This window comes from Mucilaginibacter sabulilitoris, assembly GCF_034262375.1.
GTDB lineage: Bacteria > Bacteroidota > Bacteroidia > Sphingobacteriales > Sphingobacteriaceae > Mucilaginibacter > Mucilaginibacter sabulilitoris.
This window is the reverse complement of the sequence record NZ_CP139558.1, coordinates 6,478,924-6,502,033: the sequence shown is the minus strand read 5'-3', so window position 1 is coordinate 6,502,033 and position 23,110 is coordinate 6,478,924. Positions and strand designations below refer to the sequence as shown.

General features: G+C 42.9%; 14 protein-coding genes. 5 read left to right on the top strand and 9 right to left on the bottom strand.

Features of this window, described 5'->3' with window-relative positions; all coding sequences use genetic code 11:
- Positions 1-30 precede the first annotated feature (30 nt).
- Positions 31-2,589, bottom strand: coding sequence for an FtsK/SpoIIIE family DNA translocase (locus tag SNE25_RS27400; protein WP_321566257.1), 2,559 nt, complete (start codon positions 2,587-2,589; stop codon positions 31-33).
- Positions 2,590-2,927: 338 nt separating this feature from the next.
- Here SNE25_RS27400 and SNE25_RS27395 point away from each other — a divergent pair, with 338 nt between their 5' ends.
- On the top strand, positions 2,928-3,575 hold the full coding sequence (locus SNE25_RS27395; protein ID WP_321562205.1) for an ankyrin repeat domain-containing protein: 648 nt from the start codon (positions 2,928-2,930) through the stop codon (positions 3,573-3,575).
- 224 nt (positions 3,576-3,799) lie between these two features.
- Here SNE25_RS27395 and SNE25_RS27390 read toward each other — a convergent pair whose 3' ends face one another.
- From SNE25_RS27390 to SNE25_RS27360, 7 genes are all read right to left on the bottom strand, one after another.
- Complete coding sequence (locus tag SNE25_RS27390) at positions 3,800-4,309, bottom strand: molybdopterin-dependent oxidoreductase (protein ID WP_321562204.1); 510 nt, start codon at positions 4,307-4,309, stop codon at positions 3,800-3,802.
- Between the two features lie 9 nt (positions 4,310-4,318).
- Entirely contained in the window at positions 4,319-5,464 is a 1,146-nt protein-coding gene (locus tag SNE25_RS27385) for a cytochrome-c peroxidase (RefSeq protein ID WP_321562203.1), read from the bottom strand.
- A gap of 129 nt (positions 5,465-5,593) precedes the next feature.
- Positions 5,594-7,240: a pectate lyase family protein gene (locus SNE25_RS27380; protein ID WP_321562202.1), complete on the bottom strand. Its 1,647-nt coding sequence runs from the start codon at positions 7,238-7,240 to the stop codon at positions 5,594-5,596.
- 332 nt (positions 7,241-7,572) lie between these two features.
- Positions 7,573-9,576 carry a TonB-dependent receptor plug domain-containing protein gene (locus SNE25_RS27375; RefSeq protein WP_321562201.1) on the bottom strand — a complete coding sequence of 668 codons (2,004 nt, stop codon included), beginning with the start codon at positions 9,574-9,576 and terminating at the stop codon, positions 7,573-7,575.
- Between the two features lie 103 nt (positions 9,577-9,679).
- On the bottom strand, positions 9,680-10,024 hold the full coding sequence (locus SNE25_RS27370) for a winged helix-turn-helix domain-containing protein (protein ID WP_321562200.1): 345 nt from the start codon (positions 10,022-10,024) through the stop codon (positions 9,680-9,682).
- A gap of 69 nt (positions 10,025-10,093) precedes the next feature.
- Positions 10,094-11,152 carry a sterol desaturase family protein gene (locus SNE25_RS27365; RefSeq protein WP_321562199.1) on the bottom strand — a complete coding sequence of 353 codons (1,059 nt, stop codon included), beginning with the start codon at positions 11,150-11,152 and terminating at the stop codon, positions 10,094-10,096.
- Positions 11,153-11,382: 230 nt separating this feature from the next.
- Positions 11,383-13,251 carry a M1 family metallopeptidase gene (locus SNE25_RS27360; protein ID WP_321562198.1) on the bottom strand — a complete coding sequence of 623 codons (1,869 nt, stop codon included), beginning with the start codon at positions 13,249-13,251 and terminating at the stop codon, positions 11,383-11,385.
- Positions 13,252-13,395: 144 nt separating this feature from the next.
- On the opposite strand from SNE25_RS27360, the gene SNE25_RS27355 reads away from it, so the two are divergent.
- The gene (locus tag SNE25_RS27355) at positions 13,396-13,632 is read left to right on the top strand and encodes a hypothetical protein (protein WP_321562197.1); all 237 of its coding nucleotides are present in this window, start codon (positions 13,396-13,398) and stop codon (positions 13,630-13,632) included.
- A gap of 79 nt (positions 13,633-13,711) precedes the next feature.
- Here SNE25_RS27355 and SNE25_RS27350 read toward each other — a convergent pair whose 3' ends face one another.
- Positions 13,712-14,473 carry an NUDIX hydrolase gene (locus SNE25_RS27350; RefSeq protein ID WP_321562196.1) on the bottom strand — a complete coding sequence of 254 codons (762 nt, stop codon included), beginning with the start codon at positions 14,471-14,473 and terminating at the stop codon, positions 13,712-13,714.
- 198 nt (positions 14,474-14,671) lie between these two features.
- Between SNE25_RS27350 and bglX the strand changes: the two genes are divergently transcribed.
- The 3 genes from bglX (at position 14,672) to SNE25_RS27335 (ending at position 22,981) form a co-directional block, all read left to right on the top strand.
- Positions 14,672-16,987, top strand: coding sequence for a beta-glucosidase BglX (bglX, locus tag SNE25_RS27345; protein WP_321562195.1), 2,316 nt, complete (start codon positions 14,672-14,674; stop codon positions 16,985-16,987).
- 877 nt (positions 16,988-17,864) lie between these two features.
- Positions 17,865-21,143 (top strand): SusC/RagA family TonB-linked outer membrane protein, encoded by a 3,279-nt coding sequence (locus SNE25_RS27340; RefSeq protein ID WP_321562194.1) that lies wholly within the window; start codon positions 17,865-17,867, stop codon positions 21,141-21,143.
- A gap of 26 nt (positions 21,144-21,169) precedes the next feature.
- Positions 21,170-22,981: a RagB/SusD family nutrient uptake outer membrane protein gene (locus SNE25_RS27335; RefSeq protein WP_321562193.1), complete on the top strand. Its 1,812-nt coding sequence runs from the start codon at positions 21,170-21,172 to the stop codon at positions 22,979-22,981.
- Positions 22,982-23,110 lie beyond the last annotated feature (129 nt).

The following is a 23,110-nucleotide window of genomic DNA, read 5'->3' as shown; positions in this document are numbered from 1 at the left end:
TTGGTTTAGAGCAAATAAATTGTAATTGGTTTAATCTTTGGGTTTTTGAAGTGTTTCCAGGTACCTTTCCAGGCTGTATTCATCCGGGTACAGTACGTCGCGGGCCTTGCTGCCTTCAAACGCGCCCACAATACCGGCAGCTTCCAACTGGTCGATAATACGACCGGCGCGGTTGTAACCCAATTTCATTTTACGCTGAATAAGCGAGGTAGAACCCTGCTGGTGTAACACGATAAGACGGGCCGCTTCTTCAAACATTGGGTCGCGGTCATCTGGATCATATTCTTTGGCGCTGCTGGTTTCACCCTCACCGAGGTATTCGGGCAGCAGCAACGCTGTAGGATAGCCTTTCTGATTGCCAATAAAGTCGGATATGGCTTCAACTTCCGGTGTATCCACAAAGGCACATTGCAATCTTATCAGATCGCTTCCGGTACTGAACAGCATATCCCCGCGACCAATCAGCTGATCGGCACCTCCCGCATCCAGAATGGTACGGGAATCTATTTTTGACAGTACCCTGAAAGCAAGCCTTGACGGGAAGTTGGCCTTAATAGTGCCTGTTATGATGTTAACAGAAGGTCTTTGTGTTGCGATAACCAAATGGATACCCACCGCACGGGCCAGCTGAGCAATACGGGCTATAGGCATTTCCACCTCTTTACCCGCGGTCATCATCAGATCGGCAAACTCGTCGACTACCAGTACTATGAATGGCAGGTAACGGTGTTTTTCGGGATCGCTTATTTTGCGGTTTACAAACTTGTGGTTGTACTCTTTCAGGTTACGTACCTGTGCGTCTTTCAGCAGGTCATACCGCTGATCCATCTCAATACAAAGCGAATTGAGGGTGTTTACCACCTTTTTGGTATCGGTAATAATGGCATCGGCCTCATCAGGTAGTTTTGCCAAAAAGTGCCGCTCTATTTTACGGAAAAGCGTAAGCTCCACTTTCTTTGGATCCACCAGCACAAACTTAAGCTCTGCCGGGTGCTTTTTATACAGCAGAGAAACTAATATGGCATTAATACCAACCGATTTACCCTGACCTGTAGCACCGGCAACCAGTAAGTGGGGCATCTTGGCCAAATCGGCAATGAACACTTCGTTTGATATGGTTTTACCCAGCGCAATAGGCAGGTCCATCGTAGTGTTCTGGAACTTTTCCGTAGACAAGATAGAACGCATGGAAACCATTTCGGGGTTTTGATTAGGTACTTCAATACCTATAGTACCCTTGCCCGGCATTGGGGCAATAATACGGATACCCAAAGCCGCCAGACTTAGCGCTATATCATCTTCCAGGTTCTTGATTTTGGAGATACGCACACCCGGGGCTGGGATAATTTCATACAAGGTTACTGTTGGCCCGATGGTAGCTTTGATCTTATCAATCTCGATATTGTAATGGTTAAGCGTTTCAACAATCTTATTCTTGTTGGCTTCCAGCTCTTCGGCATTAACCGATATTTTGTTTGATCCGTGGTTTTCCAGCAAATCAAGATGCGGCAATTTGTATGATGCAAGGTCGAGCTTATGATCATAAATACCAAACTGGTTTACCAGGCTTTGCGCTTTATCATCGTCGCTCTTTTCAACACTTAGCTCAGGCAATGGCCGGTTTACGTCGATGGTAAGCGGTATCTCTGTTTCTTCCTCGGGCTCGTGCGATGAAGTTGGGGTAAGCACAACAGGCTCATGGTAAACCGGGGTTTGAACCAACGGGTGTTGCTGCATCGGTTCGGGCCTTATGGCATTTACATGAGTTTCTTTGATACGGTTATTTCCGCGCGGCCATTCAACCGGAATAGATGGTTCCTCATCAGTAAGCTCCACGGGCTCGGGCACTACTTCATCAACGGCCATTTGCGCTGCTGCCCTGTTTCTGCGCTGCGGAAGTTTAAAATCAATATTATAAGCAATTACCAATACTGTTAACGCCGCAAATATCAAAAAGCCGCCCGTGCCCGCCGGACCTATTTGTGCATCGAGCAAGCGATTTGTCCAAAAGCCAAAGCCACCTTCCAGGTAATGCGGATAGTCGATGATGAAAGCGTGGAAGTAGGCTATCGTTGTAGATATAAATACGATGCTGAAAATAGTGTAGCCCAGTGTTTTGGGTATGGAGAACAAGCGTACTTTAAATAGCAAACGGTAACCTATCACAAAAAATAAAAAAACAAACAGGAAAGATGCCACCCCGAACCATTCATAAATAAACTGGTTACTGAGCAGGGCGCCAAATTTGCCAAGCCAGTTTTGCGCTATTTGCGGGCTGCCATTATCGGCTATTTCCTGGATGGTTTTACCTGTTGACAGGTTGTGCCAGCCACCGTTGGTTGTTGCTATATAACTCTGATCTTCCTGCCAGGTAAACAGGTAGGAGGTAAAGGCAATGAGAAAAAAGATGGACAGTAAGAGCGAAAGCAGACCCGCTATTTTCACCACCCTGCCATTCTCCATATCCAGCTGAGGCATCTTTGGGAGTTTCCGCTTTGTATAACGTTCCTTATCGGCCTTACCGGTTTGCCGGGGCTGATTTTCGTCCTTAAAACTATTTGATTTAAACTGATTTCCTTTTACCGGCATCGCTGATGTAACATCCTTTAAGTGCAAACTTACATAAAATTTCACCTATGTAAACCTTGCTAAAACAACATATCAATTTTTTGAAACATTTGGATTTCGGATATTCGATTTCGGATTTATCTAATTTGAAGATGCAATAACTTTGTTTTTGCATTTACCAAATCCCAAATCGAACATCCCAAATCCGAAATTTATTCCTATAAAGTTAGCAGATTAAACAAATAGTTAGGTGCAATTTTAATTTTTTAGTATTATTGGAAACCATCAGATAATATAACCGTAAAACGTTTTTTACATAAAGTATAACCAACATCAATGTGGTTATTTTAATATAAATAATGAGCATAGAAAAGCTGGAGGAATACATTACCACTGCCGATTTAAGTAAGCTTGACGCATTGTTAAACCAAACCCCTGCACTGGCAACTACACTTACCAGTCACCAGGTTTCGCCTTTAATGTTGTCGTGTTATTATAAAAAGCCGGAGGTTACCAGGGTGCTGCTCAATTATATTAACGAGATCAGCCTGTTTGAAGCCGCAGCAGCCGGAAAGCTGGAGGTGGTGACGCATCTTATTGAAGTTAGCCCCAATAGCATAGATGATTATGCCGGCGATGGTTTTACCCCTTTAGGACTGGCCTGTTATTTTGGTCATGAAGCAGTGGCCAGATACCTGGTAGCCCGTGGTGCGGAGGTTAACAGGCCATCTAACAACGGCTTCCATGTTTATCCGATACACTCAGCCTGTGCCGATAATTATACCAGCATTGCCCGTATGCTTATTGAAAACGGAGCCAAAGTAAACGTGAAACAGCAGGCTGGGGCCACCCCACTGCATTCGGCAGCACAAAATGGTAATATTGACCTGTTGATTTTACTATTGGAGCATGGCGCCGAAACCAAGGTGCGTATGGAAGGCGGCAAATTACCCGCCGACCTGGCTCGCGAAAAAGGGTTTGAAGAAATAGCAGAGATTTTGGGTTGATACGAGCAACCGGAAAAGAAAAGTTGCTGACTTTATCATCCTGCCGAAGACTCACCCCGACATCGCTACGCTTGTCGGCCCTCTCTTCGCCTTCGGCGGAAAGAGGGCGAAAATATTTTCTTAATTTTTAATATTGAGCTTCTAAATTCCCTCTTTCCACCGAAGGCTAAGAGAGGGTGGTCGAACGGAGTGATGACCGGGTGAGTCGAATACACAGCTATGTATTATTTTACAAAATGCACCTGCATACCGGTTACCTGCTTTATGCAACGGGCAGGTTTTTTTTCGTCCTGTACGATAATGCGGTAAGGGCCGTCGGCGGGGGCTAATGGCTGACCGTCTACCTTGTCGGCAAGAATAATGGTGCGGTCTGTATAACCTTTATCCAGTTCGGCCAGAGCAAAAATAACCTGGTAACCGTCGCTGGCTTCAACCAATAGGTACTTGGTCAGGTTTTCGCCTTTAAGGTCGGGGCCCAGGGTGACTCCTGCATTTTTCAGGATCTCGGATATAATTACACCCGAATAGGTATGATCTTTACCATCCCTGTCTTTACGTGTAACTGTTGTTTGGGCGAATTTTTGCAGGTAAGCCGCATCTATGGTTAGCGGCGCAGAAACCTCGCCGCTCACTTTAATGGTGGCCTGCTTTTCGGTTGTTTGCGCATTGGTTATAAAAGGGATGGCGGTAAAGCTTAATATGGCGATGCAAGTTGCCAGGATGTGTTTCTTCATGGTATAAATTTATGGTTTTTTATTTTTCGCCGTAAGTAAACGCGGATCGGCAAATTCAGGGTTATGAATAAATGCCGAATCCGTAAGCATATTCAGGAATACAACGATCTGCCTTTTTTCCTGTGGTAACAGTTTCAGGCTTTTGCCTCCCGGTACATTTGATTCGCCGCGTAAAAATGAGCTTAACGAGGCCGATTCCACAATATGCTCGCTGTAATGGTCAACAACTTCTTCCAGCGTTTTAAAGCGACCATCGTGCATGTAGGGTGCTGTCAGTGTTATATTGCGCAGGGTAGGTACCTTAAACCGACCCTTGTCGGCAGCCAAACCGGTAAGCATTTGCATCCCGGCATCGGGGGGGATGCTATCTAATCCGTTGTTGTGGAATAGTTCCATATAGGTTTTAACACCACCGTGGCAATGCGCGCAATTAGCGCCTCGAATGCCCTTTTCGGGTTGCGGCGCGTTATTAAATAATTCCATGCCCTTCAGTTCATCGGCTGTGGGCTGATAGGTTTTGTTCAAATATTGATCATAACGTGAATTGGCCGATATCAGCGTACGTTCAAACTGGGCAATGGCCTTAACAATACGATCGCCGGTAATATTTTCATCACCATATACCAGTTTAAACAGCGGTAAATAGGCAGGAGTTTCGCGAAGTTTTTGGGCCGATACCTCTAACGATTGCCCCATTTCGTGCGGATTGGTGAGCGGGGTGGGGGCCTGTTGTTCCAGCCCCTCGGCGCGGCCATCCCAGAAAAACTTACGCGCCCAAAGTAAATTGGCCAGCGACATGGAATTACGTGTGCTTAAAACATGGTCAACACCCGGACTAAAAGGACGCCCATCGGTAAATGCCTTATCCTGCTGGTGGCAGCTGCTGCAGGATAGGGTGTTATTGGCCGATAATTTGGTTTCGTAAAACAACAACCGCCCCAAGTAAACGCCCTGTTTGGTGGTGGGGTTATCTGCGGGGATATGGATTCGGTTGCCAAAATTTGTCGGATAAACCAAATTATAAGCGCCGGTTTCAACAGTGAGCGACGAGTAGCTCCAACCCGATAAAATAATGATCAGTGCAAACAAGCAAAACATAACCCGGCTTTTGGATAGCCTGCTGTATAGCCGCCGGTTGTATTGTGAACTGAACATGGTCAAATTTAACGAATAAAATTGAGCTGCGTTTAGCTGTATTATGACAAAACAAATTGTTTTGAAATAAAAAAAGCCTGCCCGGTAACCGGAGCAGGCCTAACCAATTGTAATTATAACCAAGTAACACTATTTTGCTGTTGGTACTACTGTTTTTAAAGAAACAAGGCTGTTCAGGTAAACCTCAATATTGCTGTAACCACCATTATTGGCTGCAATTTTAGGCGAGTCGGCAGCATCATGCGCATTGAGGCCATGTTTAGTTTCATACTCATCCGGGATACCATCGTTATCGCTGTCTTTATAAGGAGTACCCTTGTATTCAGGATAACCGCCTACCTGGCTGATATCGCTGATGATGCCCTGCTTGTATGAATCAGGAAGGCGTTCTTTTACATATTGTGCGCCTAAATGAAGTTTACCGCCTTCGGTATATTTAATTTTACCGGTACGTACATCTTCCACTATGCGGTTATCAACAGGGTCGCGTTTTGGTAATGAGCAACCTACATTGGTTAACACATAACTGTATGCTTCTTTTGTTGGTATAATAGTTACCTTGTTTTTGATGGGGAAAGGTTTGTCTGAACGGATACTATCAGTATAGCGACCGGCATCGGGCATATCGCCAATTTGTACACCGCCGTCCCAATTATTCTTGGTAACCTTTTCGTTGCCCTCCATAATATTACCGCTCACATATACTTTTCCATAATAACCTTTATGGGCCGGGTCACGACCAGCCTCAGGTTTCAGGAAACGGTGACTGATGGGTTCATCCATCGGGGTAATAGGCCCTGGTTTGTAATAGTTATTTATAAAGTTAAAGAACGATGTATTATCGCCGCCATCTGCGCTGCGGTTCCACCAGTTAAATACTACGTTGTTAAAGAAACCGAAGTCCTCGTTCATGCCCACCGATGGGTTACGGGCAATATTATTGGCCCAAAGGTTGCGCATAAAGGTGCTGTTATGCCCGCCGATAGTACTGCCAAAGGCATGGTTATAAGTGTCAAGCGCTTCGGAGAATATAGAATTCTGAATGGTAATATTTACTGTAGCCATTTTTTCTTGCTTTGCGCCTTTGCGGTCATATACGTGGCGATAGATAGACATGTTCTCGTCCAGTCCCCAGCTTGCTGAAACGTGGTCAATAATAATATTACCAACCGGGTTGCCGCCCAGGGCATCGTCACGACGGGCCACGTCGGTAGCGCCGCGGCGGAAACGGACAAAGCGGATCACCACGTCATGGGTATCAATCCAAACAGATTCGCCGGCCACGCATATGCCATCGCCGGGAGCTGATTGCCCTTCAATGGTAATATAAGGGGCACGGATGCTGATTGGTTCAGTAAGTTTAATGATACCCGATACATTGAACACAATGATACGCGCGCCGCCCTGTTCACAAGCCTCACGCAATGTACCCGGACCGTGATCGGCCAGGCTGGTTACTACAAATACTTTACCTCCGCGACCGCCGGCGGTATACATGCCGCCGCCCTCCGCGCCTGGAAATGCAGGGAGCTTGGCTTGAGGCAGGTCTGAAGGCTTATTTGCCCATGGTACGTAAGGTTTGCCGTTTTTTTCGTCCTGCTCAATAATGGGCAGGGCTTTTTGCCAGGCCACGTCCGAGCGCTTTTTGGCTGCGTCAAGGGCCGAGTCTGATTTGGCCTGTACCGCAGGCGGTATGCGCGGGTACTGTGCCCTGGCTGCGTTAACCCCGGTAAGCGATATGGCTAATACTGCCGCGCTTGCTAAATACTTATTCATTAGTTTATAATGGTAATGATAAAAAAATACAAAAAACTATATGCAACATAAATTCACTGAACACATCAGTAATGCTGATAAAAATAGCGCAGGGGCTATTTTCGTATCATTTTAATCTAATATTCCAGTTGTCAGGCTTATATAAAGTCAAATATCTATGCTAATGCAATTGGTTTCATATAATATTTTCTCCACGTACTATACGATGTTAGCATGGTGTGTATCAATCCTGCTACAGAAGGAAAAGTGGGAGGGAGAAATAGCCGTTTTAAAATAATAAAGGCGATATGCAAAGTGCATATCGCCTTTATTGTTACTGTATTGAGGAATTATTAATAGCTAAATATAACGTTAGCAAAATAATTGCGGCCTGCTTCAGGGAAGCCTTCAACCAAGGTATAGTTTTTATCGAACAGGTTGTTCACACCACCTTCAATTGAAAAACCTTTAACCAGTGTAATGTGCGCTTTAACATTGGTAAGCGCAAACTCGCCGGATACCGTGCCATAGCTGGTGCTGTACCTTTTTGAGTTATATTCTTCACTTGCCATAATGTACAGCTTGCTTATTGGCGTGTACTGGATAGATCCAAATACTTTATTTTGAGGTACATCTGTTAAAAAGATAGTCGGGCTTGATAGGTTGTTACGTTTCAGATAAGTGTAGTTGGCGTCTATTCTTAACTGGTTGGTAACAGGTAAACCCAGTGCAAGTTCGGCGCCATAGTACTCGGCCCTGCCTACGTTTTGCACCTGCGATTGCTGCGTGCCGGTTTTAGGATCAACCTGAACATTGTTTACTGTTTGTATGAGGTTGGTGATCTTGCTGTAAAATACAGATGCCTGCAGGGTAAGTTTACCAACAAGTAGGGTTTGATAACTCAGATCATAGTTTAAAGCGTTCTCTGCTTTCAAGTCGGGATTTGGTAGGGCGGTGCCAAAGCGGTATGAATACCTGTCTTTTATAGTAGCAAACCTTGTTTTGCGGGCAACAGAGAGGGTAATGTTGTTGGTACTGTCAATATCATATTGCAATAAGCCCTGCAGGTTCCAGGCGCTGTTGTTATTGGCCGGCAGTTCGGTTATGGCATTGTTGGTGTATTGCTGGGCGTCAATGCTGCGCCTGTTCATATAGCTAACACCAACGTTTGCTTTTAATGCCGGTGTGATATGATAAGTATCTTCGGCACCAATGGTGAAGTTGTTGTCCGCATCGCGACGAACGGGTTCGCCAACATTGTGTTCGCGGTGTACATCCTGTTTAAAATGGCCGGCTACGCTGAAACTGTTATTGGTGAGCGACGTGTTTTCAAAGGCTATGCTGCTGCCCAAAGTGTAATCGTTGTAAATACTGGTGAAGGCATAGGGCCTGGTTTGGGTACTGTATGAGGCGTCATCATAACTGGCCAGGTTGTTTTTAAACTGATCATAATACCAGCGAGTTTTAATAACGTTGGTACTGTTAATACGGTTATTACTCAACAGGTAAATGCTTTGGGTATCCCAGTTTGGCCATTTCCAAAAGCGCGGACTTTTAAACAGCGCGTTGGCTGCATCATTGCCAGCGTAAACCGGGGTGCCTTTGGTGCCGTGCTGGTAGCTGTAGCCAATGGCATATTCCTGGTTGGCTGTTGGAGTAAAGCCTACTTTGCCGCTTACGGCAACATCATTATTGTATGAATTGTCGCGATGACCGCCATCTTCATTTTTAGTTGAACCGAATGACGATGATAACGGGTACCAGTTACGTTTTAACTGCGATGCTGAAACTTCATAATAAAATTTGCCCAGGTTTGAGCCGATATTGGTATTTAGCCTATATCCGCCGCTTAGCCAGCCGGCAACGGCATTAAATTCAAATGGTTTTACTGGTTTGCGACTAATGAGATTGATAGCACCGCCCTCGGCATTTGGGCCGTATAATACCGATGAATAACCTTTAGCTACCTGTATCTCTGATAAATTAAAGGTGTTGAACCGGGCCAGATCTACATAACCGTCATAAGGGACATACAGGGGAATCCCATCCAGATAAATAGGTACCGAACGAACGTCGAAACCGCGAACGCTTACTGCGGATTCGTTACGCGGACCTACCGCGGTAAGTGTAATGCCGGGTAGCAGATTCAATGCGTTGGAAACCGTAAGTCTGTTATAGCGGTTTATGGTGGCCGAGTTTAACTTGTCTGACCGCAGGCTGTCCCTGGTGCCGATAATATTAACCTGCCCAAGCTGGAAAACATGCTTAGCGGTGTCAGTTTGCTGTGCCTTAAGGTTAAAATGCAATCCCAAAAGCGGAATTAAAAGTGTAAGTAGTGAGGGTAAGGGTTTTTTCATGCGGCTTTGCGTTATATTTTATTTTATATAACGCAAAATTGCAATTTTGACTGACATTTTATTGCTTTTCATAAAAAAAACCTCGATTTAGATGCTGGCGCACTTAGAAACTTAAATTTTCTGTGTTTTCCTTCAGAAAATCGCTTAGTTTTTGATGCAGGGAATGAAACTGGCTAATTATTTTTAAGCCATGGTCGGTAACAACCGCTTTACCTCCGCCTTTACCACCTCGCTGAGAGGTAACCAAAGGCTGCCCGAATTTATCGTTCATGTGATTTACCAGGTCCCACGCTTGTTTGTATGACATTTTCATTTGCAGGGCAGCCTGCCTTATTGAGCCTGATGCCTGTATGCGCTCCAGCAGTTCAACGCGCCCATGACCAAGTATTTTTTCATCACCGGTTTCTATCCAAACCCTGCCGTTTAATTTAAATATAGGATTGCTCATTACTGGTAATGAAAGTAAAGCTATTTTAATTAAAAGCAAAATGGCACCCTATATAAGGTGCCATTTGATTTATGATAACACGGGCTCGCCGCTTTTCGGTTCGGCCAAATCGGCTTTCTCTTTCGCTGGTGTCGCTCCGTTTTGCTGGAGCTCTTCAAAATATTTCTTTTTTACTACGGTTGTCATTTTATGATCGCCGGTATGGCTCCATCCCGGAGGCATAAACATGTAAAGGAATTTATTTTTGATACCAGGTGCCCTGTAAACGTCTTTAGCAAGCGCTACTATCTCTCCAAAATAAGCATCCAGGAAACTGTTTTTTATCATCGGCCGGCTGATGCCATACTCAATAGGTATGCTGCGGTCTTCGGGCTGATAGGTTTTAAATACTTTATCCCAGATATTGAGCAGGTTACAAAAATTGGTATCCATGTAAAGCGGATTTTTGGCATGGTGAACCCGGTGGTGCGATGGGGTAAGGATGATGTTATTCAAAAAGCCAAGACGGCCGTCTTCTACCAGATTTTCGCCGATATGGATTAAACCACCCCAGAAACCATCAATAAACATGATCACAAACAGCATAGCCGGTGGTACGCCTAATAAGATACAAACTGTGGTACGGATAAAATCGGCATATGGCCCTTCTAAGAAGAAATGTGCATAGCTAATAGAAAGGTTCATGCTCTCGGGCGCGTGATGAGTAGAGTGCAGGCACCAGAACAACCTAACCTTATGCCCCCAGTAATGGTACAGGAAATGACCGAACTCCCAAACTATATAGCCATAAATAAACCAGTACCAGGTGAACGAAATTTTAAAAATGGCATATTTTTCAAACAGCCCAATACAAATGCCAACCATTGCAATGGCAATTACCCGGCCTATAAAGGCGTTTAAAACATAGGAGAAGAAAGGCAGCTTATAGCTAATAACCTTAAATCGCCTGAAAAAGGCTGCGCGTATAATTTCAAGCACCAATAGAAATGGCATTATTGGAAATATAAGGGATTGGAAACCCTCATAGGTGAGCAACTTGTCGTAATCGCCAGATTTGATGATCTCAATTAAATTGTGGAAGCCAAAAAATCCTACAAACTGTTTAAATACGGCATCTAAAAAATCCATTCCGATAAAATTTTATAATTGGTGACTAAATTTATAACGTAATTAATATGTATTTATGTATATACATAGAGATTTATTATAAAGGTCGGAAAAAGAAATTTATCACGCAAGTTAAATTGATTTAGCCTGATGTAAAATTTGTGTTTTAGAGGAGAGTATTACAAGAAGCCGGATATAAAAATGACAATAAGAGATTTTTATATCCGGCGTTTTCGGGAACATTTAGTTCATTATAAGGGCTTCCAAACATTGTCGCTTTTATCTGTATCAGGATCATAAGTTGTGCCTAATACCAGCTGTTTAATCGGTTTTGCCGCGGTGAATTGCACGGTGGTAGTTTTCTCGCCTTTTGCCCAGCAGGCTATACTTTGATGAACAAGCTGTTTACTGCCATCGGTATAATAAACGGTTAAATTTACAGGTACCGGTTTAGTACCGATACTGTTAATGGTTACTGTATATTTTTGCTGCTGATTGCTGACTTTACTGATTGCCAGATTTGGTATACCGCCATCAAAGAACCAGTTTTTCCAGAACCAGTTAAGGTTGGTGCCCGAACCTGTGTTCATGCAATTAAAAAAGTCATAAGGCATAGGGTGTTTGCCATGCCACTGGTTAATATAATAATGCAGCGCTTTGGTAAACAATTCATCGCCAAGCATATCTTTTACATAGAGGTAGGCCATGGCCGGTTTGGGGTAGCTGTCGGTAAATTTGGCCATACCGGTAAGCTGCGGGGTAAGGGTCATGATGGGGGCGTCCTGCTCGTTGCCCGCGCTGTTTTCTGTAGGGCCAACACCATAAGTATCTACAATTTTTGAATCAATAACTGGGCTGATGAGCCATTCGGCAATGGTGGCCCAGCCTTCATCCATCCAGCCGTATTTAGTTTCGTTGGTGCCCATGTAAAAGGGGAACATGGTGTGGAAAATCTCATGATCGGTAAGTTCAATAGCATCGACCGAGTTTTCAAGTGGGTTATCGTTCACCATCATTGGGTATTCCATCTGGTCGAGGCCGTCAAACACGGTTTCATGCGGGTAAGGGTAAGGCCATTTCGGAAACCTGTAACTCATGGTTTCTACTGTTTTGCGGGCATAGTTCACCACCTCAAAATAATCTTTGTGAACGGGGTTAAAAACCGCATCGACACGGGTACGGCGTTTGGTTTTTGGATCTACCACCAAACTTGACGCTTTCCAGATGTAATGATCGCTTAAAGCAAAAACCAAGTCGGTAACGCTGTCGGCTTCAAATTTCCATGTGTTGGAGGTGCTGTTTTTGGTAATGTTGCCGGCTTTTATATCGGCCTCGGTAATAATGTCTGTTACTTTATCGCTGGCTCCGGCCTGGTTGATCAGTCGGGTATATTTAGGCTGATACACTTCGTCGGTGTTTTTCAGGTTACCGGTAGCCCAAACCTGGTAGTTGCCGGGTACCGTGATCTCCGCATTAAAGTGGCAAAAATCATTATAAAATTCCTGAGAGCCCAGGTAAGGATATTCGTTCCACCCGTCAATATCATCGTAAACGGCAATCCGTGGAAAAAAGTAAGCTATAAAAAACGCACCCGGATCAATTTGCCCGGTGCGTATATGCGATGTTTTGTTGAGGGTATAAGTGTATGCAATATCAAAATGGGCCTTTTGTTTTGGTAATATCGGCCGCACGTGCACCATCATATTTGTTCCATCAATTTTACGCCGGGCGCTATCCTGCAGCTGGTTATCAATACTCAGGGACCGGATATGTACGCCATCGGTAAGATCAGAAGCCGATACAGCCATATCGCGTATCACGCCTTTTTTATATAAATTAGGGTACAACTTGAACTCGACCCTGCTCAGTGTATCAGGGCTGTTATTAAAGTAGTCAATAGATACTGTGCCGGTAAGAGTCCGATTTTGTGGGTTGAAATTTACTTTGATGTTATAGTCGGCAGTGTTTTGCCAGTAATTTTTGCCGGGTGCTCCGTCTGTAGTTCGTGTGCCTTTGGTATAGGTATTTTGCAGATTGACCGCAATTGGTAATGTATTTTGCGCATATGCGGCACCGCCAAACAAAAATGTTATGGCGAGTAATTTTTTAAGGTTGAGCATTAAGAGAAATTATATCAGTTATAAGTTATATTTGAAGTAAATATAGCAAACGGAATAAAGAGCAATGCAAATGCTTCAAATAGGTGATTTTGACCTATTTTATGTTTTTTATATTTTGCGGCAACCAATTATAGAACTAAACAAATGACTGCAGAAAAAATGATCATGATAACAGGTAAACAATACCTGGAGCTAAAGCAAAGCCTGGAGAGCGGTAATGGCCTTACTTACAATATAGGAACCGATAAACACCCGGAAGAGGTTAAAATAATTAACATGTACATGGACACTGATGCCGATTTTACCCGCAACCCAAGGCAGTTTGCAAAAATGAACGAAGACCTGCATATACAGGTAAAACTCGAGTACATAGTAGAGTAGTTCTGAGTGATGAGTATTGAGTTCTGAACTTAAAACTCAGAATTCGATACTCCAACATCTAATTCAATACTTAAAACAACTACCACCCGCCTTTAAAGCCCTCGGTAAGCGCGTTTTGATATTTCTCCAGATCAAACGAATACAGGTAAGGGGCTTTGTGTGCCCCACCTTTGCGTGGCTGCTCGGCCCGGTTCAGGATGCCAAACCCCAGTATACGCCGCTGAAAATTACGCCTGTCGAGTTTTTTACCCAGTATGCTTTCATACAGTTTTTGTAGTTCGGGCATTGTAAACTGTTTGGGCATCAGGTTATAGCCTATAGGCTGGTAGTTTAGTTGCAGCCGCAGTGCATCTAAAGCACCTTTAAAAATCTGTTCGTGGTCAAGCAGAAATTCGGGCATATCATCCAGATCACGCCAGGTGCAGGTTGCAGAGAACTGATCGGGTTGCGGAACAACCCCAAAAAAATCAACCAGCGCGTAATAGCCTATGGATAAAAAACGGTTTGAAAACCAGTTTTCATCATCGGGCAGCATCTCTTTATATAGGTCATGGTGAAATTTTGCGCGGTCAGGATCTCCAAAAACAAAAAACTGTTGCAAAAATATCTTATCAAGCCCGGTACGTTCTTTCAATATACGGTTGGCCGCCATTTCAATAGGCTCCTGTCTCATTACAAATCCTCCCGGCAGTAACCACTTGGTTTCATCATGTGGTCGCAGCAGCAGCACTTTCATCTGTCCTTCATGAAAACCAAATACCACACAATCAATAGAAACATGATCGAGGTAGTTTTTACGGGCATCACTGCAGAACTCAATAAGTTGTTTTTTAGTTAACATTTGTGCTATTGTACAAAAATAGTTTGATTTTTTAATTATAATAATTACAATTGTGTACATTGTACACCATTGATGTGTTTTATTTTAACCAATTAAAAGCCATAAAATTTTATTAAAATAAGTTGTTAGTTTACAGTTACATGGCTTTTTTTATGTCCATATTTGTTTATCCGTTTCCAATATATCTAAATTAAAAAAATGAGAAAGTATTTTTTACCCCGTGGTATTAACAGGTTCAGCGCACTTTGTGTTGTAGCGTTGCTGCCTTTTAATAAGATATCGGCCCAAACCAAAACCGATGATGCTAAAATGAATGTTTTTGTTAATGGCCTGATGGGCAAAATGACCATTGACGAAAAAATAGGACACCTAAACCTGGTAACTATAGGCGCGGCAACAACGGGTTCGGTGGTGAATAAAGGGGTTGAAGATAAGATTAAAAAAGGCGCAATTGGCGGTGTGTTTGGTATTTGGGGAGCCGATCATGTAAAGGAAGTGCAGGACCTGGCAGTAAAAGGTTCAAGACTGCATATTCCGCTTATTTTTGGGCTCGACGTAATACACGGGCACCGTACAATTTTTCCAATCCCATTGGGTTTATCGGCCTCCTGGGATATGGGGCTGATAAAGCGGTCGGCCCAGATAGCGGCTAAAGAAGCCACAGCTGAAGGGCTTAACTGGGTGTATTCGCCAATGGTTGACATAGCGCGTGATGCCCGCTGGGGACGCATTTCAGAAGGGTCGGGAGAAGATCCGTGGTATGGTGGTCAGGTGGCCAAAGCCATGGTGCAGGGGTACCAGGGCAGCAGCATGAAAAATGCCGACGCAGTGATGGCTTGTGTAAAGCACTTTGCTTTGTATGGCGGTGCCGAGGCCGGTCGGGAATACAATACAGTTGATATGAGCCGTATCCGGATGTACCAGGATTACCTGCCACCTTACCGGGCCGCTGTTGACGCGGGTGCGGGCAGCTTCATGAGCTCTTTTAATACTATTGATGGTGTGCCGGCAACAGGCAATCAATGGCTGTTAACTGATGTACTGCGTAAGCAATGGGGCTTTAAAGGTTTTGTGGTATCAGATTATACAGCCGTTAACGAGATGGAAGCCCACGGGCTTGGCGATCTGCAAGCGGTATCGGCGTTAGCTTTAAAAGCCGGGCTTGATATGGATATGGTAGGAGAGGGCTTTTTAACCACGCTGAAAAAATCACTTGCCGAGGGTAAAGTAACCAAATTGGAGATTGACCTGGCCTGCCGCCGTGTGCTGGAAGCCAAATATAAACTGGGTTTGTTTGATAATCCGTACAAGTCAATTGATGCGTCGCGCGAGAGCAAGGACGTATTAACACCAGAAAACCGGGCCGAGGCCAGGAATATAACCAAACACTCATTTGTATTGTTAAAAAATAATGCACAAACATTACCGCTTAAAAAAGCAGGCTCTATAGCATTGGTAGGTCCGCTGGCCGATAACCAGCGCGATATGCTGGGTACCTGGGTAGTTGCCGGGGAGTGGCAAAAATCGATAAGTGTAATGCAGGGTATTAAAAACCTGGTGGGTAACGGCGTAACTATTAACTATGCCAAAGGCGCAAATATTACCCAAGATAGTATGTTTATAAACAGACTGAACTTTTTTGGTCAGCAAATGGTAACGGTTGATAAAAAAACTGCTGATGAACTGTTGAACGAAGCCGTAGATGCTGCCAAAAAATCTGATGTGATAGTTGCTGTTGTGGGCGAGTCGCAAAGTATGTCGGGCGAGTCATCAAGCCGGTCGGATATTGATATTCCGGAAAGCCAGAAAAATATGTTAAAGGCATTAGCTAAATTAGGTAAGCCGTTGGTTATTGTGCTGTTTAATGGCAGGCCGCTTACATTAACCTGGGAAGATGAGCATGCCAGCGCTATACTTGATGTATGGGCGCCTGGTACCGAGGCAGGTAACGCAATTGCCGATGTATTGTTTGGTGATTACAACCCTGCCGGTAAAATAACAGCCACTTTTCCGCGCAGTGTAGGGCAGATACCTATTTATTATAATCATAAAAACACGGGGCGGCCTTATGATGGTAAAGGGCCGTCGAAATTCAAATCGAACTATCTTGATATTTCCAATGATCCGCTTTACCCATTTGGGTATGGCCTGAGTTATACTACTTTTGGTTACAGCGATGTTAAGCTTAATAAAACCCAGCTAAAAGGGGCAGAAACGTTAACCGCTACTGTAACGGTTACCAACACCGGTAAATATGCCGGAGAAGAAGTGGTGCAATTATATATCAGCGACCCGGTAGCCAGCATCAGCCGCTCTGTAAAGGAGTTAAAGGATTTTAAAAAAATAAGCCTGCAACCCGGTGAGCAAAAGGAAGTGGCATTTACTATAACACCAGAAGAACTGAAATTTTATAACAGTCAGCTTAAGTATGACTGGGAGCCCGGGAAGTTTATTATACAAGTGGGTACCAACTCAAGTGATACACATACAGCATCGGTACAATGGAGTAAATAAGCGGCATAAAATTTATAAGAACAGACCCAAAAGCGCACCTGCATTAAAAATGTGGGTGCGCTTTTGTTTGATGATATTTAATGCAGGAGAAGCATGTTTTTTTTAAAGGATAACAATTGTAACATAGACGTTTATTATTAAAGATATTATTTTATAAATGTTTGTATTACAGTTATAAATGTGTGAAAATAATAAATGTTTGAATGACATTATTTGCCAATAATGATGATTTTTTAAAACTAAAGAACAAACAATTGTTGAGAAAATATCGGATCAAACACGCCAAAAAAATGCCGACTTTTTTAAGGTTTTCAAACATTGTTATTGTTTATAAACAAGTTTTTGAATAAGTTATCATTAGTAGCAACATTTTTACATTGACATATTTGCATTAAAGTGTTTAGTTTGTTATGGATTTTTTAATAAAATGACAGTAATTTACAATGTTTAGCTGCTATAATGATTTACCAATAATTAATTTGCAAATCTGCATTACTCACTTGTGTAAACAATACACTCTCGTTACATTAGATGCATAGCCAATATAAATTTCTGGAACAGCAGAAATCATAAAAAATCTAATATTATTATAACATATTAATGTTTAATGCCTTTTTATCAGGGGCATTAAAAAGGTGAACCAGGAGGGATAGGTTTAAATTATTACGAGAAGATTATATGATAAAACTCTTACATTCATTCTTTTTCAAATCTTCAAATTTTAACGGGCTTCATCACAGAAGTCACCATAAAGAGCTTTTTGCACTCCGCAAACAGTTTACCCCGAAACACTTTTTAGTCCAGTTACAAACTTAAAATAACAGGTATCGACCAACAATCTTAAATCAAATATATTAATCAACTAAATCTCAATCTCATGTTTAAAAGTTTACTCCTAAAAGGAAGGTTTCTGGGTGTGCTATTATGCTGCCTGATCTCTTCATTGGTAGTTACAGCCCAAACAAAGTACAAGGGTAAGGTTATCGGCAGCGATGACAAATTACCCATTGTTGGTGCGTCCATACGCATCAAAGGTACTACCACTGGCGCTGTAACAGATGTTAACGGTGATTTTACACTGAGCCTAAATCCAGGCAACACGCTGGTGATTTCCTACATCGGTTACCAAACAACCGAAATAAACGTAGGCACCGATGTAAATCTCAGGATCACGTTACAGGCGGGCAACAATTCACTTAACGAAGTGGTTGTTACCGGTTACGGTTCTCAACGTAAAAAGGACATCACAGGTTCGGTAGCTGTAGTTAACGTAGCCACATTCAAATCGGTGCCGGCCGGTAATAGTACCTCACTGTTACAAGGCCAGGCTGCAGGTGTTACTGTTACCAACTCGGGTTCACCAGGCGGTAGTTCAGCGGTTAACATCCGTGGTATTGGTTCTATATTTAGTACTGCACCACTCGTAATTGTTGATGGTACACCTGGCACGATGGATGATATTAACGTAAACGATATCGAATCTATCCAGGTACTGAAAGATGCGGGTTCAGCCGCCATTTATGGTGTGCGTGCTTCTAACGGTGTAATTGTGATCACTACTAAAAAAGGTAAGGCTGGTAAAGCTCAAATTACTTATGATGGCCTTTACGGCACTACAAGACCGTTACCTGATGGCTTTAAACTTGCTGATACCAAAACCTATATGCAGGCTGAATTTGAATCATATAGAAATGATGGTAAAGTTGGTGGCGGCGTAAATGGGAATGTGAACAAGCAATTTGATCCGCTGGGAACCGGTACGTATACCATTCCTGATTTTATTTCTCCAGCTGGTGCAAAAACCGGTGATCCTGGAACAACCCTGGCCGATTATACACTTAATCCGCAAACTGGTGTTGGTAACCAGGTAACCATGGCTAATAAACAAGGTACCGATTGGTTCCATGAAGTATTTAAACCGGCTACCCTGCAATCGCACAGTGTTACAGCAAGCGGTGGTAACGATAAAAATACTTATTTAATGTCAGTGGCTTATCTTAACCAACAAGGTACACTGATTGGTACTTTTGATAAACGCTATTCTGTAAGGGCAAACACCAACTTTAATATTAACGACCATGTTCGTGTTGGTGAAAATGCTTACTTCTTTAACAAAAATAACCCTCAGATCAACAACCAGAACGAAGGTAACCCGGTTTCATACATTTATCGTGAACCACCTATAATTCCGGTTTTTGATATTAAAGGTAATTATGCAGGTTCAAGGTCGCCCGGTTTAAGTAACTCCTCAAATCCATATGCTATTGTTCAGCGTAACCTGAATAATAGCAAGCTTAGAGGAAATAATCAGGATTGGGAAGTAATAGGCAACGTTTACGGTGAGGTTGACTTTTTGAAGCATTTAACATTGCGTACGCAATTTGGTGGACGCCTTCAAAATACTTATAACCGCTTTTTCAACCCAACTCCTTATGAAAACGCAGAAGGTAATACCGGAGCTAATTCATATACCGAGGTTGCCGGTTACGGATCTTTTTACACATGGACAAATACTTTGAAATATAATCAACTGTTTGGTAAACATAGTATTAACCTGTTATTAGGTCAGGAAAACACCAGTAACTACACCCGCCAGGTACAAGGCAGCAGAGGTAACTATGCAGCTTCACTTGATCCTGATTATATTAACCTGGATACAGGCTCGCCTGCTGGTGTGCAAAATACCAATAACAGTGCTACCAACCAGCTTACATCAAATACATTACAGTCATACTTTGCTCAACTTAACTATGCATTTGCTGATAAATATCTGATAACAGCTACTATCAGGCGTGATGGTTCATCATTCTTCGCCAAAGGTCGCCGCTACGGAACATTCCCGTCAGTAACCGCCGGTTGGAGGGCTTCACAGGAAGACTTTTTAAAAGGAGTGAGCTGGTTAAATGATTTGAAATTCCGTGGAGGTTATGGCTCTTTAGGATCATTAAGCGGCGTTAGTACTCAACCTTATAACGCATTTGACTTATATCTTGCTGGTCCTGGCACACAATATTACGATATTGAAGGCAAAGGAAACGCAGCGCTATTAGGTGCATCTCTTAATCAAAAGGGTAATAAAGAGACCACGTGGGAAACCGATAAGGTATTAAACGTTGGCTTTGACGCTACTATCCTGAATAATTCACTTGATATCTCTTTTGAATATTTCAGAAAAACAATAACCGGTCTATTATTCCAATCTCAATTGCTTGCTCCGGCAGGTGTTACTAAACCACCATATGTTAACGCCGGTGATTTACGTAACAATGGTTTTGATATTAACGTAAACTATCACGGCAGCATCAACGATTTTAAATATACTTTAGGGGTTAACTTTAGCCACTACAGTAACTTAGTTAAAGCGTTAAACTCTGGTCAGCCTTATTTGGATGTTAACAGCGGTGGTTCTACCCGTTTGCAAAACTTTGTTAGGTTACAGCCAGGCCAGCCGGTGGGCGAATTCTACGGCTTACAGGTAGAAGGATTATATCAGAGCCAGGCCGAAGTTGACGCAGGTCCTAAGTACTCTGACGCGAAACCTGGTTTATTCAAAATAAAAGATGTGAACGGTGATGGTAAGATAGATTTATCCGACCGTACGTTTATCGGTAACCCTAACCCTAAATTTACCGGCGGCTTTAACCTGAGTGCAAGCTACAAAGGTTTTGACCTGAGCGCGTTTATATATGGTGTATACGGAAACAAGGTAGTTAACTATGTTAAATACTGGACCAGTTTCCCTGCCGTATTTGATGGTAACGTAAGTGCCAATATCATAACCGATTCATGGCATGCGGGAGCTGATAACAGCAATGCTACAATCCCAATTTTAACCAGGGCGGCAAGCTTAGGTAATACTGGCGCTTTCAACTCTTTTTATATTGAAAATGGCTCATATCTGAGGTTGAAATCATTACAAATAGGTTATACCATTCCAGGTGCAAAATTAAACAAGATAGGTATTTCTAAAATCAGGATATTTGTATTAGGGAACAACTTGTTCACTGTTACTAAATACTCAGGTTTAGATCCGGAATTACCAAACTCAACACTTAATAACAATACTAATGGTGATAACACCAGCTTTGGTATTGACTTTGGTAACTATCCTGCCAACGAAAAAAGATATAGTGTAGGTCTTCAGGCAACGTTTTAATGTTTAATGTTTTTAGCAAAAAAATTATGAAAAAAATACATTTAAAAATCATAGTACCCCTGGTTTTAGTGGCGCTATGCTTGGCATATAGTTGTAAAAAGAACCTTTTAACCCAAAACCCGATCGGGAATTTAAGTCCCGATAATCTTTCGAACGCCGCGGGTGTGAATGGGTTGCTAATAGGTGCCTACTCCTTATTAGATGGTGTAGGTGGTATTGGGGGTGGTTCAAACGCGTCGGGTTCAAACTGGATGTTCGGTAGTGTTGCCGGTGGCGATGCTTACAAAGGCTCTCAACCATCAGATGGTGGTCAGGATGCTTTGCCGGTTGGTAACTTTACTGCAAACACATTTAATATTTATATTCAAAACAGATATACTATATTATTTAATGGCGTTGCAAGAGCTAATGACGTATTAAAGACTATTCCTTTGGCAAAAGACCTTCCTGCTGATCAGGCAAAAGTATTATCTGCTGAGGCTAAGTTTTTACGTGCCTTCTATTACCTGGAGCTGAGAAGGACTTATGGTCAAGTGGCTTATGTTGATGAAACTACAGTTGATACTAACGTGCCAAATACTGCAGAAGTTTTTCCTAAAATAGAAGCTGACTTTAAAGCTGCAATGGCTGATTTGCCTGCTACACAGCCACAAGCTGGCCGTGCAAATAAATGGGCAGCACAAGCCTATTTGGCAAAAACTTATATGTGTGAGCATAAGTTTTCTGATGCGGTGACAATTCTTCGCGATTTAATAACAAATGGTGTTACGGCACGTGGCCAGAAATATGCGCTTAACGATGTGTTTCAGCAAAACTTTAGCCCTGAGGCCGCTCAGAAAAACAGTGCCGAATCGGTATTTGCTGCACAAAGCTCTGTAAATGATGGTGCCAGTGGTCAAAACGGTAACGCAGGTGATGACTTGAACTTCCCTTATGGTGACGGCGCTCCGGGTGGATGCTGCGGATGGTTTAACCCATCTCAATCATTGGGTAACTCATTCAAAACAGACGCAAACGGATTACCATTATTAGACACTTACAATACAGTAGGTCAGGATGTAAGCAATGGTGCAACTCCGTGGACTGGTAATGTTGACCCACGTTTGGACATTACTGTTGGCCGCCCGGGTGTTCCGTATCTTGATTGGGGTAATCCAAAACCAAACTGGATACGTGACGCAACAAATGGTGTTTTCAACCCACGTAAAAATGTTTATTCATTGTCTGAGAGAGGCTCAAATTCTGACGTTACCCCAGGTATATGGAACAACGTGCAGTTGGTATCAAACAATATTAACCTGATGCGTTTTTCTGACATTCTGTTAATGGCAGCTGAAGCTGAAATTGAGGCAGGAAGCACAGCAACTGCAGAGACTGATGTTAACCTTGTTAGGGCCCGCGCGGCCAATCCAAAAGGATGGGTTTATAAAGGCTCAACTTACGCTCCGGGTTCATCAACTTATACTATAAACGCAACTCCGGCTGATAAGTACAAAGTAAGCCCATATCCGGCAGGCTCATTTAATGATAAAACCTACGCCCGTAAAGCAGTGAGGTTTGAAAGGAAAATGGAATTTGGTATGGAGGGCATGCGTTTCTTCGATTTGCAACGCTGGGATGGTGCCTCTGCCGGCTTGCCAGGTAAATTAACCAGTGACGGTACTATGGCTGCAGCTATTAATGCCTTCTTTGCTTATGATGTGAGAATAAATTCACAATTGCAGGGTGCTCATTTCACTCCTAATAAAAATGAATATTATCCAATCCCGGGTCAGCAAATAGATTTGTCAAAATCTTTGGCAGGCAAAGCTATCCTGGTACAAAACAATGGTTATTAATTTAAACCTGTTATAATTTATAAAAAGTGTAATTTTAGGTGGAGATTTATATCTCCACCTTTTTTATAGCCAATTTCTCCAAGTTAATGAAGTATTTGATCCTCTATTTATGCCTTCTTGCATGTGGTT

Bases quoted from the DNA above. Each gene is read 5' to 3' on its own strand.
- SNE25_RS27400 (WP_321566257.1), bottom strand. From the start codon at position 2,589: ATGCCGGTAAAAGGAAATCAGTTTAAATCAAATAGTTTTAAGGACGAA.
- SNE25_RS27370 (WP_321562200.1), bottom strand. From the start codon at position 10,024: ATGAGCAATCCTATATTTAAATTAAACGGCAGGGTTTGGATAGAAACC.
- SNE25_RS27395 (WP_321562205.1), top strand. From the start codon at position 2,928: ATGAGCATAGAAAAGCTGGAGGAATACATTACCACTGCCGATTTAAGT.
- bglX (WP_321562195.1), top strand. From the start codon at position 14,672: ATGAGAAAGTATTTTTTACCCCGTGGTATTAACAGGTTCAGCGCACTT.
- SNE25_RS27390 (WP_321562204.1), bottom strand. From the start codon at position 4,309: ATGAAGAAACACATCCTGGCAACTTGCATCGCCATATTAAGCTTTACC.
- SNE25_RS27385 (WP_321562203.1), bottom strand. From the start codon at position 5,464: ATGTTCAGTTCACAATACAACCGGCGGCTATACAGCAGGCTATCCAAA.
- SNE25_RS27350 (WP_321562196.1), bottom strand. From the start codon at position 14,473: ATGTTAACTAAAAAACAACTTATTGAGTTCTGCAGTGATGCCCGTAAA.
- SNE25_RS27335 (WP_321562193.1), top strand. From the start codon at position 21,170: ATGAAAAAAATACATTTAAAAATCATAGTACCCCTGGTTTTAGTGGCG.
- SNE25_RS27365 (WP_321562199.1), bottom strand. From the start codon at position 11,152: ATGGATTTTTTAGATGCCGTATTTAAACAGTTTGTAGGATTTTTTGGC.
- SNE25_RS27380 (WP_321562202.1), bottom strand. From the start codon at position 7,240: ATGAATAAGTATTTAGCAAGCGCGGCAGTATTAGCCATATCGCTTACC.
- SNE25_RS27355 (WP_321562197.1), top strand. From the start codon at position 13,396: ATGACTGCAGAAAAAATGATCATGATAACAGGTAAACAATACCTGGAG.
- SNE25_RS27340 (WP_321562194.1), top strand. From the start codon at position 17,865: ATGTTTAAAAGTTTACTCCTAAAAGGAAGGTTTCTGGGTGTGCTATTA.
- SNE25_RS27360 (WP_321562198.1), bottom strand. From the start codon at position 13,251: ATGCTCAACCTTAAAAAATTACTCGCCATAACATTTTTGTTTGGCGGT.
- SNE25_RS27375 (WP_321562201.1), bottom strand. From the start codon at position 9,576: ATGAAAAAACCCTTACCCTCACTACTTACACTTTTAATTCCGCTTTTG.